Annotated in this window: 14 protein-coding genes; 12 read left to right on the top strand and 2 right to left on the bottom strand. The window is 63.1% G+C overall.

Annotated elements, in window-relative coordinates:
* Nucleotide 1 precedes the first annotated feature (1 nt).
* Nucleotides 2-1831 carry an excinuclease ABC subunit UvrC gene (uvrC, locus tag FLM21_RS12465; protein ID WP_148715871.1) on the top strand — a complete coding sequence of 610 codons (1830 nt, stop codon included), beginning with the start codon at nucleotides 2-4 and terminating at the stop codon, nucleotides 1829-1831.
* Here uvrC and FLM21_RS12460 read toward each other — a convergent pair.
* Nucleotides 1828-2271: a GNAT family N-acetyltransferase gene (locus FLM21_RS12460; RefSeq protein WP_148715870.1), complete on the bottom strand. Its 444-nt coding sequence runs from the start codon at nucleotides 2269-2271 to the stop codon at nucleotides 1828-1830. The genes uvrC and FLM21_RS12460 overlap by 4 nt on opposite strands.
* An 83-nt stretch (nucleotides 2272-2354) precedes the next feature.
* Nucleotides 2355-2858 carry a DUF4442 domain-containing protein gene (locus tag FLM21_RS12455; RefSeq protein ID WP_246120720.1) on the bottom strand — a complete coding sequence of 168 codons (504 nt, stop codon included), beginning with the start codon at nucleotides 2856-2858 and terminating at the stop codon, nucleotides 2355-2357.
* Between the two features lie 141 nt (nucleotides 2859-2999).
* Between FLM21_RS12455 and pgsA the strand changes: the two genes are divergently transcribed.
* From pgsA to lapB, 11 genes are all read left to right on the top strand, one after another.
* Nucleotides 3000-3569 (top strand): CDP-diacylglycerol--glycerol-3-phosphate 3-phosphatidyltransferase, encoded by a 570-nt coding sequence (gene pgsA / locus FLM21_RS12450; RefSeq protein WP_148715869.1) that lies wholly within the window; start codon nucleotides 3000-3002, stop codon nucleotides 3567-3569.
* 3 nt (nucleotides 3570-3572) lie between these two features.
* Nucleotides 3573-4727 carry an MFS transporter gene (locus FLM21_RS12445; protein ID WP_148715868.1) on the top strand — a complete coding sequence of 385 codons (1155 nt, stop codon included), beginning with the start codon at nucleotides 3573-3575 and terminating at the stop codon, nucleotides 4725-4727.
* A gap of 140 nt (nucleotides 4728-4867) precedes the next feature.
* Nucleotides 4868-5884, top strand: coding sequence for a 3-deoxy-7-phosphoheptulonate synthase (aroF, locus tag FLM21_RS12440; protein ID WP_148715867.1), 1017 nt, complete (start codon nucleotides 4868-4870; stop codon nucleotides 5882-5884).
* Nucleotides 5885-5910: 26 nt separating this feature from the next.
* The gene (locus FLM21_RS12435) at nucleotides 5911-6573 is read left to right on the top strand and encodes an META and DUF4377 domain-containing protein (RefSeq protein WP_148715866.1); all 663 of its coding nucleotides are present in this window, start codon (nucleotides 5911-5913) and stop codon (nucleotides 6571-6573) included.
* Nucleotides 6574-6649: 76 nt separating this feature from the next.
* Nucleotides 6650-7528 carry a prephenate dehydrogenase gene (locus FLM21_RS12430; protein WP_148715865.1) on the top strand — a complete coding sequence of 293 codons (879 nt, stop codon included), beginning with the start codon at nucleotides 6650-6652 and terminating at the stop codon, nucleotides 7526-7528.
* On the top strand, nucleotides 7528-8517 hold the full coding sequence (locus FLM21_RS12425; protein ID WP_148715864.1) for an aldo/keto reductase: 990 nt from the start codon (nucleotides 7528-7530) through the stop codon (nucleotides 8515-8517). The genes FLM21_RS12430 and FLM21_RS12425 overlap by 1 nt, the downstream gene beginning before the upstream one ends.
* A 96-nt stretch (nucleotides 8518-8613) precedes the next feature.
* Nucleotides 8614-9273 (top strand): (d)CMP kinase, encoded by a 660-nt coding sequence (cmk, locus tag FLM21_RS12420; protein WP_148715863.1) that lies wholly within the window; start codon nucleotides 8614-8616, stop codon nucleotides 9271-9273.
* Nucleotides 9274-9519: 246 nt separating this feature from the next.
* Entirely contained in the window at nucleotides 9520-11193 is a 1674-nt protein-coding gene (gene rpsA, locus FLM21_RS12415) for a 30S ribosomal protein S1 (RefSeq protein WP_148717548.1), read from the top strand.
* Nucleotides 11194-11205: 12 nt separating this feature from the next.
* Nucleotides 11206-11490 carry an integration host factor subunit beta gene (locus tag FLM21_RS12410; RefSeq protein WP_148715862.1) on the top strand — a complete coding sequence of 95 codons (285 nt, stop codon included), beginning with the start codon at nucleotides 11206-11208 and terminating at the stop codon, nucleotides 11488-11490.
* 153 nt (nucleotides 11491-11643) lie between these two features.
* Nucleotides 11644-11949 (top strand): LapA family protein, encoded by a 306-nt coding sequence (locus tag FLM21_RS12405; protein ID WP_148715861.1) that lies wholly within the window; start codon nucleotides 11644-11646, stop codon nucleotides 11947-11949.
* Nucleotides 11950-11970: 21 nt separating this feature from the next.
* On the top strand, nucleotides 11971-13146 hold the full coding sequence (gene lapB, locus FLM21_RS12400) for a lipopolysaccharide assembly protein LapB (RefSeq protein WP_148715860.1): 1176 nt from the start codon (nucleotides 11971-11973) through the stop codon (nucleotides 13144-13146).

Here is a 13146-nt window from a genome sequence, read left to right as displayed (position 1 = left end):
CATGAGTACGACTCCGACCCCCTACGAGACCGTTGCCGAGCAGGTGAAGCTGCTGCCCAATCTGCCGGGCGTCTATCGCTTCATCGGCCCCGACGGCACGGTGCTATATGTCGGCAAGGCCATCGACCTGAAACGGCGGGTCGGCTCCTATTTCCAGAAAAATGACCTCAGCCCGCGCATCCGCTTGATGCTGGCGCAGGTGGCACGGTTGGAAACCACCGTGGTGCGCTCGGAAGCCGAGGCGCTGGTGCTGGAAAACAACCTGATCAAGGCGTTGGCGCCGCGCTACAACATCCTGTTCCGCGACGACAAGAGCTATCCCTACCTGGTCGTCACCGGCCATCGCGTGCCGCGGCTGGCGTATTACCGTGGTGCGCTCGACAAGCGCAACCAGTACTTCGGGCCGTTTCCCAACGGCTACGTGGTCAAGGAATCGATCCAGCTGCTGCAGAAGGTGTTCAAGCTGCGCACCTGCGAGGACACGGTGTTTGCCAACCGCTCGCGACCGTGCCTGCTGCACCAGATCAAGCGCTGCTCGGCCCCCTGCGTCGACTTGATCAGTCCTGCTGATTACCAACAGGACGTCGGCAACGCCGTGCGTTTCCTCGAAGGCAAGGGCAACGAGTTGCTGGCTGAACTGGAAACGCGGATGCAGGTTGCGTCCGAATCCTGGGATTTCGAACTTGCCGCCAGCTTGCGCGATCAGATTCAGGCGCTGGCCAAGGTGCAGGAGCGGCAGTTCGTCTCCAGCAATGCCAATGAGCTCGATGCCGACATCGTGGCCTGTGTTGCGCGCGACGGCGTGCTATGCGTCAACCTCGCCATGGTGCGCGGCGGTCGCCACGTGGGCGACAAGAACCTGTTCCCCAGCCATGCCGAGGACTATGGCCCGGCCGAGGCGCTGGCCGCTTTCCTGGCACAGCACTATCTGGATCGCAGCGTGCCGCCGGTGGTGATCTGCCACCCGGCGCCCGACGGCGGCGAATTGATTGTGTCGCTGCTCAGTGAGCAGGCCGGCCGCAAAGTGGTGGTGAACAGCAATCCCAATGGCGAGCGCCGGGTGTGGCTGGAAATGGCGAAGAAGAACGCCGAGTTCGCCATCCTGCAGCGCCAGGCACAGGCGGCAACACAGGCCGGCCGACTGACTGCGCTGGTCGAGGCACTGAATCTGCCCGAGGAGACGCAGCGCATCGAGTGCTTCGATATCTCCCACACCATGGGCGAGGCCACGGTTGCCTCCTGCGTGGTGTTCGACCGCGGCGACATGCAGCCCAAGGAATACCGGCGCTACAACATTGAGGGGATTACCGCGGGGGATGACTACGCCGCGATGAAGCAGGTACTGACCCGGCGCTATGAAAAGATTGCGGCCGGTGAGGGCAAGGTACCGGATCTGATCCTGATCGACGGCGGCAAGGGGCAGCTGGCCCAGGCCGAGGAAGTGCTGGCCGAGGTCGGGCTCACCCAGCCGGTGCTGATCGGCATCGCCAAGGGCGAGACCCGCAAGGCCGGCCTCGAGCAATTGATCCTCGCCACCAGCCACGCCGTGATCCGGCTGCCGCCGGACCATGCCGGACTGCACCTGGTGCAGCAGGTCCGGGACGAATCGCATCGTTTCGCGATCACTGGCCACCGTGCCCGCCGGGCAAAGGCACGCGTCGCCTCCAGCCTGGAAGACATCCCGGGCGTTGGGCCCAAGCGCCGGCAGAAGTTGCTGGCCCGCTTCGGCGGCCTGCAGGGCGTGAAGGCTGCCAACGTCGACGACCTGATGCAGGTCGAGGGCATCAACGACGAACTGGCAGAGCGCATCTACGCCGCGTTGCGCGGCTAATGCCAGCAGTACTCCAGTACTTCGTCGTCCCCGCTGATCTCGCCGGTCGGCACCCAGCCACAGCGGCGGTAAAAGCCATGGGCGCGGCCGTCGGGGTCGGGGTTGGCAGTGAGCCAGATGCGGGGGCTGCCGCAGTGTTGCAGCCAGCCGGTCACTTCATTCAGCAACCGGCGACCGATGCCGCGGCCCTCAAAATCGGGAAGGATTGCCAGCACCAGCATTTCACCGCTGGTGCGATCGCCGCTGGCAAAGCCGACGATGCGGCCGTCGATCTCGCATAGCCAGCCGCGGGTGTCGCCACTGGCAAGGCCGGTGGCGGCGGTCTCAGGGGTGATGCCGAGCGTGGCCAGGTACTCCGGGCTCAGGGCGTTTTCCCGGGTTTGCGCCCGCAGCTGAAACAGTTCGGGTAAATCGGCTGCGGTGGTGGGGCGGATCAGCATGGGAGCTCGGCGCGATGAAAACCGGCAGTCTACACACGCTGCATGCCGGCTTGGTCGTCTGGCCGTTGTTTCGGCAGCGCCGGTCAAGCCTCGGCGAGCGAAGGCCGGGCCTTGGGTTTGCGCCGCACGTACAGCGTCTTCTTCACCCGGGCAACGAGATTGCCGCCATCGTCGATCACGTCGATGCTGAATTCAGGCAGATGCTTGTCACCATCGGCGGTACGGTGGCGGATATCGGCCAGCGTGGTTTCGTCGAGCCGGAACCGGGCATGTACGCGGCTGCGGCCGGGGGCGATGAAGTCGATACTGGCGCGCTGGTCCCACACGTAGTAGTCGCCGCCGAGCACGTGCATCAGCATCAGCATGTACCACGGGTCGGTCATGGCGAACAGGCTACCGCCGAAGTGAGTGCCCACGTAATTGCGGTTGTACCAGCGCAGTCGCAGTTCGACGTCGATCTCGCGCCAGTCGGGCGAGAAGCGGATGGCATGGATGCCGGCCAGCAGGAAGGGCGGCCAGAGGTTGATCAGGTGGCGCAGCGTATTGGGTGACATCGGCAGGCAAAGCGGGATCGAGAGTCGCAACATCTCAAACGACTGTTTGAATGTCAATCGGGGCAGAACGCGGCATACACGTAAGCCGTGCCGTCCGCCTGTGCCGGAATGCATGCGCCGGTCGCCGGCAATTCGGGCTAGAATGCGGCTTTTGCGGCTTACAACCTCAGCGCGATGCCCTTGAACCTGCCCATCCTGCTTACCTGGTTGCGCGTTGCGCTGATCCCGGTCTTTGTCGGCTTGTTCTACTTGCCCGACAGCATGATCTCGATGACCAGCAAGAACGTCAGCGGGGCGCTGATCTTTGCGGTGGCCGCGCTCACCGATTGGTTCGACGGCTTCCTCGCGCGACGCTGGAATCAGACATCGAGCTTTGGCGCGTTCCTCGATCCGGTGGCGGACAAGCTGATGGTCGCCGCGGCGCTGATCCTGCTGGTGGAGCTCGACCGCGCGGCCGCTTGGCTCGCTGTCATCATCATTGGCCGCGAGATCACCATCTCGGCGCTACGTGAATGGATGGCACAGCTGGGCAAATCGAAAAACGTGGCCGTGGCCTACATCGGCAAGCTCAAGACCACCGCGCAAATGGTCGCCATCCTGCTGCTGCTGTGGTGGGGACCGTTGCTGCCGGGCATCTCGACGCCGCTGGTGGGCACCATCGCGCTCTACGTCGCGAGTGTACTGACCATCGCGTCGATGTTCTACTACCTGCGGGTTGCGGCGCAGCAGTTCCGCGAACAGTAAGCGATGACAAAATCCCCGGCCGCCGGTCTTGCTGCGATCGGCGGCTTTTACTTTTGCTACTTCGGCTTTACCGGCCTGTTCCAGCCGTACTGGGGCGTCTACTTGGCGGCGCTGGCCTTTCCGGCCTGGCAGATCGGCATCCTCACTTCGCTAACCCAGATCAACCGCATCTACGCGCCGGCGATCTGGGGCTGGCTGGCCGACCGCACCGGCCGTCGCGCCGCCATCCTGCGCATCGCCGGCATCGGCGGCGCCAGCGGCTTCGCCCTGCTGCAGTTTGCCGATGGTTTCTGGGGCATGCTCGGGGCGCTCTGGTTGGCTACCTTCTTCTGGAGCGCGGCGCTGCCGTTGGTCGAGGCGCTGACCATGGACCGATTGCGTGGCGATGGCGGCCGCTATGCCCGGCTGCGGGTATGGGGCTCGATCGGCTTCATCGTCACATCGGTGGCGGCGGGCTACTGGATACAGGCGCGCGGCGTGGGTGTGCTACCACTGTCGGCATTGGTGGTGATGCTGGGGCTGGCGCTCTACACATGGCTGCTGCCACAGGTGCCGACGCCGCGCCACAGCCCGGCGCAACTGGCGGCCGGCTTTGGCGACATACTGCGTCGCCGCGAGGTACGGGTGGTATTCGGTGCCTGCTTCCTGATGCTGCTGGCGCATGGGCCGTACTACAGCTTCTACTCGATCTGGGTGACCGACCACGGCGTGGCCAAAGACCACATCGGCTGGCTGTGGACGCTGGGCGTGCTGGCCGAGATCGTGATGTTCATGCTGATGCCCCGCCTGACCGCGCGCTGGTCGCGTCGCAGCTTGTTCCTGGCCTGTTTCGTCGTCGCAACGCTGCGGTTCCTGATGATTGCCTGGGGTGCGGGCAACATGGCCCTGTTGTTGCTGGCCCAGCTTGGCCATGCGTTCACCTTTGCAGTGTGCCATGCGGTGGCGATGAGCTACGTGCACCAGCACTTCGCCGGGCCGCATCAGGGCAAGGGCCAGGCGCTCTACATCGGGGTGTCGTTTGGCCTGGGCGCCAGCAGCGGTGGCATGTTGTCCGGCTGGGCGTGGGAAGCGCTGGGTGGTCAGGGTGTGTTCACACTGGCGGCCGGCGCCGCAGCCATCGGTGGCGTGCTGTGCTGGCGCGGCCTCGCCCGAGACTGACGTGAGTATTCACTGACCGGGGATAGTTGGGCGCGCCTAGCGTGGAGCTCTGACAAGCTGCTGGCCTACGCGTAGACCGCAATAGGCGGCGCGCGGCCGGCCCGCTAGATTCCAGAACATCAGACCCTCGGAGAACACCCATGATCATCGTGATGCAAACCCACGCCTCCGAGGCGCAAATCGAGCACGTGGTCGGCCAGATCCGCGTTGCCGGCCTGACGGAGCACGTGTCGCGTGGCTCCGAGCTCGTCATCATTGGCGCCATCGGCGACGAGAACAAGCTCGATCTGGCCCACTTCGAAATCCTGCCCGGCGTGGAACGGGTCAACCGCGTGACCAAGCAGTACAAGATCGTCTCGCGTGATTCGTACCCTGCCGGCTCGGTGGTCAAGGTGCGCGGTCTGGCCATCGGCGGCCCGCAGATCCAGGTGATCGCCGGCCCCTGCTCGGTGGAAACCCAGGAGCAGATGAACCAGGCGGCCGATGCGGTCGCCGCGGCAGGCTGCCGCATGATGCGCGGCGGCGCCTTCAAGCCGCGCACCAGTCCCTATGCCTTCCAAGGCCTGGGTGTGACCGGGCTGGAATACTTCCAGGCGGCGGCGCGCCGCCACAAGCTGCCGGTGGTGACCGAGCTGATGGATATCCGCATGCTCGACACCTTCATGGAATACGACGTCGATGTGATCCAGATAGGCGCGCGCAACATGCAGAACTTCGATCTGCTGAAGGAAGTGGGGCGCGTCAACAAGCCCATCATTCTCAAGCGCGGGCTGTCGGCCACCATCAGTGAGTGGCTGATGGCGGCCGAGTACATCGCCGCGGGCGGCAACCACAACATCATCTTCTGCGAGCGTGGCATCCGCACCTTCGAAACGGCTTACCGCAACGTGCTCGACGTGACGGCCATCCCGGTACTCAAGCGCGAGACGCACCTGCCAGTGATCGTCGATCCCAGCCATGCCGGTGGCAAGGCCTGGATGGTGCCGGCACTGGCGCAGGCGGCGGTGGCTGCCGGGGCAGATGGCCTGCTGGTCGAGATGCATCCGAACCCTTGCGAAGCCTGGTGTGACGCGGATCAGGCATTGACGCCACAGGAACTCAAGCAATTGATGACCACGCTCGGCGCGATCGCTACCGCGATTGGCCGCAGCATCTGAACCGACATCCCACAAGGAGAAGACCCATGACCAAGGCCCTGCTCATTGCCACCCTGCTTGCCACCGGTATTGCCGGCGCTGTTGAGGCCCGCTCATTGCTCGATGGCAATTACCGGATCGAGCGCGTGGTGGTCGATGGCCGCGTGGTCCGACCGGCCGATGACAAGGTGGGCCTATCGATCCAGGGAGACCGGATCACTGGCTTCTCCGGTTGCAACCGTTTCATGGGGGCGCTGCGTTATCAGGATCAAACCATTGCCATCGGCCCGTTGGCCGGGACGCGCATGGCCTGCCTTGACGCGGGGCGCAGCCAGCTCGAATCCGACGTGCTGGCTGCCTTGCAGGCCGCGAACCGCTTTGCGCTGGATGCCGGGCAGCATGCAGTGCTGTTGCGCGGCCCGCAAGGCCAGCTGGTGACGCTGGTGCGGCAGGGGCAGGGTGTGGAGAAGGTGTTGCAGATCGCGCCGCAAACCAGAAGCTGCTCCGGTGTCGGCAAAATGGAATGCCTGCAGGTGCGCGAATCCGCAGGTCAGGATTGGCAACTGCTTTATCAGGGCATCGAGGGATTCCAGCGCGAGGAGGGCGTGGCCTATGTGCTGAAGGTGCGCGAGGAAAGGGTGGATAATCCGCCGGCCGATGCGCCCGATCGCCGGCTGGTCCTGATCGAAGTACTCGAACGCAGGCCCTGAGGTGGAAACAACAGATGTACGCCCTTACGGGATCGAGTAAAATCATGCTGATGACATCAGCCTGATGAAAGGGAATATGGGCAAAGTAGCCAAACTGGTGCTGCTGGGGACGGGGCTGATCGGCGGGTCGTTCTCGCTGGCGTTAAAGCGTGCCGGCCTCGTTGGCGAAGTAGTCGGGGTGGGCCGTGATCTGGCCAATCTCGAGCGTGCGCTGGAACTGGGGGTCGTCGATACCACCAGCACCGATGCTGTGGCGGCGGTGCAAGGCGCCGACCTGGTGCTGCTGGCAACGCCGGTGGGCCAGATGGGCCGCCTGATGACTGCCATCGCGCCGTCGTTGCCGCCACAATGCATCGTCACCGATGGTGGATCGACCAAGCAGGATGTCGTTGCGCTATACCGCGAATGTCTGCCCAACCATCTGGCATGGTGCCTGCCCGGCCATCCGATTGCCGGCTCCGATCTCTCGGGTGCTGCCGCAGCGCGCTATGGCTTGTACGAAGGCCGGCGTGTGGTACTCACCCCGCTTGTTGAAACACGGCAGGAGGTAGTCGAGCGATTGTCCGCGCTGTGGCGTGCCTGCGGTGCCGAGGTGTTCCACATGGATGCAGTCGAGCACGATTCCATCTTTGCCGCGGTCAGCCATGTGCCGCATCTGGTCGCTTTCGCTTATATGAATGCCCTGCTCGATCGCCGCAATGTCGAGGCCTGCCTTGATTTTGCCGCGACCGGCTTTCGCGATTTCACCCGCATCGCCGGCTCTCACCCAGCCATGTGGCGCGATATCGCCCTCGCCAATCGCGACGCCGTGGTCGGCGACCTGAAATCCAACATAGCGCGCCTGAGTGAACTGGTTGCGCTGATCGAGGCCGGCGAAGTCGGTCCATTGACCACCTATATCGAACGCGCCAGCAACGCCCGGGTGGACTGGGACGCGCGCCGCAAGGAGCATTGATGGCTTACCTCGCGTCTCCCCATCGTTACGACGGCATGGCCTATCGCCGTTGTGGCCGTAGCGGCCTGATGCTGCCAGCGATCTCGCTCGGCATGTGGCACAACTTCGGCGACAACAAGGCGTATGTCACCAGCCGCGATATGGTGCTGGCTGCGTTCGACGCCGGCATCACCCATTTCGATCTCGCCAACAACTATGGCCCACCGCCGGGATCGGCCGAAGAAACCTTCGGCCGGGTGCTGGCGAGCGATCTCAAGGCCTATCGCGACGAAATCCTGATCTCGACCAAGGCCGGCTGGCAGATGTGGCCCGGTCCATACGGCGATTGGGGCAGCCGTAAATACCTGGTGGCCAGCCTGGATCAGAGCCTGAAGCGGCTGGGTGTCGATTACGTCGACATCTATTATCACCACCGCCCTGATCCGGCCACGCCGCTGGAAGAAACCATGGCCGCGCTCGACGCGGTGGTGCGCCAAGGCAAGGCGCTATATGTCGGCATTTCGTCATACCCAGCTGAGCAGACGCGCGAGGCGGCGCGCATCCTCAAGCAGCTCGGCACGCCCTGCCTGATCCATCAGCCGTCGTACTCGATGTTCGATCGCTGGATCGAAGGGGGCCTCACCCACGTCTTGCACGACGAGGGCATCGGTTCGATCGCCTTCTGCCCGCTGGCGCAGGGGCTGCTCACCAGCCGCTACCTGAACGGCATTCCCGTCGATTCCCGCGCTGCGGCGAGCGACAATCCCTTCCTGACCACCGGCAACGTCGACGAGCGCCTGGCACAGGTGAGGGCGCTGCATGACATTGCCGCCGCGCGCGGCCAGAGCCTGGCGCAGATGGCGCTGGCCTGGGCGCTGCGTACGGTGACCTCGGTCATCATCGGTGCGAGCCGCGTCGAGCAGATCACCGAGAACCTGGGTGCCGTATCCCGGCTCGATTTCAGCCCGGATGAACTGGCACGGATCGAAGCTATTTTGGCGCAACGCTAAGCCGCCAGCGGTTCCGATTGCGCGGTAGCGGCGCTACAATCTGCAGCACCGGCAGGTGAAGACCTGCCGGTTTTACTTTTTGGGCAAGGAAGAGTCATGCAGCTGGTTCCGGTCATCGCCATCGACGGCCCATCCGCCTCGGGCAAGGGCACGGTGGCGCAACGGGTTGCCGAGGCACTCGGCTTTCACTATCTCGATTCCGGCGCGCTCTACCGCCTGACTGCGCTGGCGGCAGTACGGCGTGGCGTTTCCTGGGATGACGAGGCAGGCGTCGCAGGCGTGGCCGCTACGCTCGATGCCCGTTTCGACGGAGATCGCATCGTGCTGGATGAGCGCGATGCCAGCTCGGCGATCCGCAGCGAGGACATCGGTGTTGGTGCCTCGCGTGTCGCGGCATTGCCTGCCGTGCGCGCAGCGCTGTTGCAGCGCCAGCGTGGCTACGCCCGCATGCCGGGGTTGGTGGCCGATGGCCGCGACATGGGCTCTGTGGTGTTCCCCGAGGCACAGTTGAAGGTGTTTCTGACCGCAAGCGCCGCTGTACGTGCAGAACGCCGCTACAAGCAACTGGCTGGCCGGGGCGAACAGGCGGATCTCGCGGCCATCACTGCCGACCTGGAGGCGCGCGATGCACGTGACCGTGCCCGCACCGTTGCGCCGCTGGCGCAGCAGCCCGACGCACGCCTGCTCGATACCGACGGGCTTGGCGTCGAAGCTGCCGTTGAGCAGGTGCTGGCCTGGTGGCGCGAGCGCGGCTGATCGGGAGCGCCGCTGGCGACGGGCTGTGTCGAACGACTTGTCTGACGCACTCCGTTGCCTGAAAATCGATGCTAAGCGCTTGATCGAAAAAAAAGAAATGCTTAGAATCTTCAGTTACCCATCACAGATGGGGCGATCGTGTCGATGCGGCGCAATGCTGCATCGGCGAAGAGCAACTAACCCTGCTCCCGTTCCGGGAGTATTTGGAAACCATCCTTAATGACTACTGCTACTCTGTCCGGCTCCATGGAGAGCTTTGCCGCCCTGTTCGAGGAAAGCCTCAAGAACCAGGAAATGCGTTCTGGTGAGGTGATTACCGCCGAGGTGGTAGCTGTTGACCACAATTTCGTGACCGTCAACGCCGGCCTGAAGTCTGAATCCCTGATCTCCATCGACGAATTCAAGAACGACCGTGGCGAAGTTGAAGTCAAGGTCGGCGATTTCGTGCCGGTGGCGATCGACAGCCTGGAAAACGGCTACGGCGAAACCAAGCTCTCGCGCGAGAAGGCCAAGCGCCTCGCGTCGTGGATCGAGCTGGAAGACGCCCTCGAGAAGGGCGCCATCATGTCCGGCGTGATCTCGGGCAAGGTCAAGGGCGGCCTGACCGTGATGGTCAATGGTCTGCGCGCCTTCCTGCCGGGTTCGCTGGTCGACACCCGTCCGGTCAAGGACACCACGCCGTTCGAAGGCAAGCAAATCGAATTCAAGGTCATCAAGCTCGACCGCAAGCGCAACAACGTCGTCGTGTCGCGTCGCGCCGTGCTGGAAGAGAGCCTGGGTGAAGAACGTCAGAAGCTGCTCGAAACCCTGCGCGAAGGCGTGGTGGTCAAGGGTATCGTCAAGAACATCACCGACTACGGTGCGTTCGTTGACCTCGGCGGCATCGACGGCCTGCTGCACATCACCGATCTGGCATGGCGCCGCGTCAAGCACCCGAGCGAAGTGCTCGCCGTGGGTGACGAAGTCGAAGCCAAGGTGCTCAAGTTCGACCAAGAGAAGAACCGTGTCTCGCTGGGTCTGAAGCAACTGGGCGAAGATCCGTGGGTGGGCCTGTCGCGCCGCTACCCGCAAGGCACCCGCCTGTTCGGCAAGGTCACCAACCTGACCGACTACGGTGCATTTGTCGAGATCGAGCAAGGCATCGAAGGCCTGGTGCACGTCTCGGAAATGGACTGGACCAACAAGAACGTCCATCCGTCCAAGGTTGTGGCCCTGGGCGACGAAGTCGAAGTGATGATCCTCGACATCGACGAAGAAAAGCGTCGTATCAGCCTCGGCATGAAGCAGTGCGTCGCCAATCCGTGGGACGAGTTCGAAGCCAACTACAAGAAGGGTGACAAGCTCAAGGGCGCCATCAAGTCGATCACTGACTTCGGGGTGTTCGTCGGCCTGCCGGGTGGCATCGACGGTCTGGTCCACCTGTCGGACCTGTCCTGGCACGTGGCTGGTGAAGAAGCCGTGCGTAACTTCAAGAAGGGTGACGAAGTCGAGGCCGTGGTGCTGTCGATCGACACCGAGAAGGAACGCATCAGCCTCGGCATCAAGCAGCTCGAAGGTGATCCGTTCAACAACTTCGTGTCGAGCAGCGACAAGGGCGCCATCGTCAAGGGCACCGTCAAGTCCCTGGATGCCAAGGGTGCCGTGATCGCGCTGAGCGAGGATGTCGAAGGCTACCTGCGTTCGACCGAAGTCTCGCGTGACCGCGTCGAAGACATCCGCAGCGTGCTGAAGGAAGGCGACGAAGTCGAAGCGATGATCATCAACGTCGATCGCAAGACCCGTTCGATCAACCTGTCGATCAAGGCCAAGGATCAGGGCGATGAGAAGGCAGCAATGAGCCAGCTCTCGTCCGATGCCAGCGCCGGCACCACCAACCTGGGTGCCCTGCTGAAGGCCAAGCTGTCCGGTTCCAACGAATAAGGAACCCTGGTCGTGACCAAGTCCGAACTCATTGCAAGGCTCACCACCCGTTACCCGCAATTGGTGGCGAAAGATGCAGAGTTGGCCGTCAAGACCATTCTCGATGCGATGGGCAAGAGCCTGGCTCAAGGTCGTCGCATCGAGATTCGCGGCTTCGGCAGCTTCGACCTGAACTACCGTCCGCCGAGAACGGGGCGCAATCCCAAGTCGGGAACCAAAGTAGAGGTTCCGGAGAAGTTTGTGCCCCACTTCAAGGCCGGCAAGGAACTGCGCGAGCGCGTTGACGAGCTCTTGTAAGCCTTGCCTGGACGAAAGACCGAACGGCACGCGCAAGCGTGCCGTTTTTTCTTGTCCTGCGGCTTGCTGCAAGCCGGGTTGGTGATAATCGCTGCTGGGCCGCATTCTGACGAATCGGCTACAATGACGGCACTTTCGACCCGCGAGTAGCCCATGCGTTATCTGCTCTGGCTGATCAAGTTCCTGCTGTTCGTATTGCTGTTCGGCTTTGCCATGCACAATGCCGAGCCCATTTCGCTGAAGTTCTTCCTCGGTTACATCTGGCAGGCACCGCTGGCGCTGGTGTTACTGGTGTTCTTTGTTGCCGGCGTAGCGCTTGGTCTGCTGGCGGCACTCGGGCAGATGGTCAAGCTGCGGCGCGAACTGGTCGGCCTGCGCAAGGAGCTGCGGATTCGCAATGCGCCCGCCCAACCCGTCGCGCCTGATCCTTTGCTGGAACAACCGCGCGACGCGGTGTAATTCGTCCTTCCGGATTCTTACATGTCCGAATTTCCCTACTGGTGGCTGATTGCGCTGCCCGTGTTCTTCGGCGCAGGCTGGCTGGCTGCGCGTGTCGACATCAAGCATGTGCTCGCTGAAACCCGCTCGTTGCCGGCGCAGTATTTCAAGGGCCTCAACTACCTGCTCAATGGTCGGACCAACGAGGCGGTCGATGTCTACGTCGACATTGCGCGTCACCATGCCGAAACGGTCGATCTGCAGTTCACGCTGGGTCATCTGTTCCGTCGGCGTGGCGAGCTGGAGCGGGCTATCCGTATGCACCAGAAGCTGCTTGATCGGCGTGAGCTGAACGATGTGCAGCGGCAGCAGGCGCAGTTTGAGCTGGCTCGTGATTTCCTCAAGGCGGGGTTGTTCGATCGCGCCGAGGATATCCTGATCGAATTGCAGCACACCGATTATGCCCGCCAGGCACGCAGCGAGCTGCTTGCGGTGTACCAGCAGGAGAAGGATTGGCAGAAGGCCATCGAGATCGCACAACGTATGCGCGACGAGAGCCACAGCTATCAGCACGAGATCGCACAGTTCCATTGCGAACTGGGCGAACAAGCCTTTTCGCGCTCCAATCCTGAGTTGGCCGCCGAGCACCTGCAGGCCGCGCTCACCGAAAACCGCCAGTGCGCGCGTGCACGGTTGTTGTTGGGCGAGCTGGCGCAGTCGCGCGGTGACATCGACGCGGCCATTGCCGAATGGCAGACGATCGAAACCCAGGATGCACTGGTACTGGCGCTGGTTGCCCGCAAGCTGCTGGCTGCCTGCGACACCGCAGGCCGGGGCGCAGAGGGAACGACCTATCTGTTGCGCATGCTGCAGCAAAACCCCGAGTTAGATGTACTGGACGTCATCTATGAGCGGTTGATGGCCCAACAAGGGCTGGAAGCAGCTTATGAATTCGTGCGTGAACGGCTCAAGGTCCATCCGACCATGCCCAGCTTGCGCAAGGTGCTGGAAGCGCACTTGCTGGTGGCACCGGACGACCAGAAATACGAGCTGGAAATCATCGGCAAGCTGCTGACCGAGGCCACGCGCGAACACACGATGTACTACTGCAGCCATTGTGGCTTCAAGGCACGCCAGTATTTCTGGCATTGCCCGGCCTGCTCCGAATGGGAAAGCTACCCGCCGGTACGCGGGCGCAAGAGCCGCACGGCTGCCTGA

It is taken from the genome of Chitinolyticbacter meiyuanensis (assembly GCF_008033135.1).
In the GTDB taxonomy this organism is placed as follows: domain Bacteria; phylum Pseudomonadota; class Gammaproteobacteria; order Burkholderiales; family Chitinibacteraceae; genus Chitinolyticbacter; species Chitinolyticbacter meiyuanensis.
This window is presented reverse-complemented; position numbering and strand designations above follow the sequence as displayed.

What these genes read in the sequence shown, in the direction of transcription:
- uvrC (WP_148715871.1), top strand. Translation starts at nt 2, where the DNA reads ATGAGTACGACTCCGACCCCCTACGAGACCGTTGCCGAGCAGGTGAAG.
- FLM21_RS12460 (WP_148715870.1), bottom strand. Translation starts at nt 2,271, where the DNA reads ATGCTGATCCGCCCCACCACCGCAGCCGATTTACCCGAACTGTTTCAG.
- FLM21_RS12455 (WP_246120720.1), bottom strand. Translation starts at nt 2,858, where the DNA reads ATGTTGCGACTCTCGATCCCGCTTTGCCTGCCGATGTCACCCAATACG.
- pgsA (WP_148715869.1), top strand. Translation starts at nt 3,000, where the DNA reads ATGCCCTTGAACCTGCCCATCCTGCTTACCTGGTTGCGCGTTGCGCTG.
- FLM21_RS12445 (WP_148715868.1), top strand. Translation starts at nt 3,573, where the DNA reads ATGACAAAATCCCCGGCCGCCGGTCTTGCTGCGATCGGCGGCTTTTAC.
- aroF (WP_148715867.1), top strand. Translation starts at nt 4,868, where the DNA reads ATGATCATCGTGATGCAAACCCACGCCTCCGAGGCGCAAATCGAGCAC.
- FLM21_RS12435 (WP_148715866.1), top strand. Translation starts at nt 5,911, where the DNA reads ATGACCAAGGCCCTGCTCATTGCCACCCTGCTTGCCACCGGTATTGCC.
- FLM21_RS12430 (WP_148715865.1), top strand. Translation starts at nt 6,650, where the DNA reads ATGGGCAAAGTAGCCAAACTGGTGCTGCTGGGGACGGGGCTGATCGGC.
- FLM21_RS12425 (WP_148715864.1), top strand. Translation starts at nt 7,528, where the DNA reads ATGGCTTACCTCGCGTCTCCCCATCGTTACGACGGCATGGCCTATCGC.
- cmk (WP_148715863.1), top strand. Translation starts at nt 8,614, where the DNA reads ATGCAGCTGGTTCCGGTCATCGCCATCGACGGCCCATCCGCCTCGGGC.
- rpsA (WP_148717548.1), top strand. Translation starts at nt 9,520, where the DNA reads ATGGAGAGCTTTGCCGCCCTGTTCGAGGAAAGCCTCAAGAACCAGGAA.
- FLM21_RS12405 (WP_148715861.1), top strand. Translation starts at nt 11,644, where the DNA reads ATGCGTTATCTGCTCTGGCTGATCAAGTTCCTGCTGTTCGTATTGCTG.
- lapB (WP_148715860.1), top strand. Translation starts at nt 11,971, where the DNA reads ATGTCCGAATTTCCCTACTGGTGGCTGATTGCGCTGCCCGTGTTCTTC.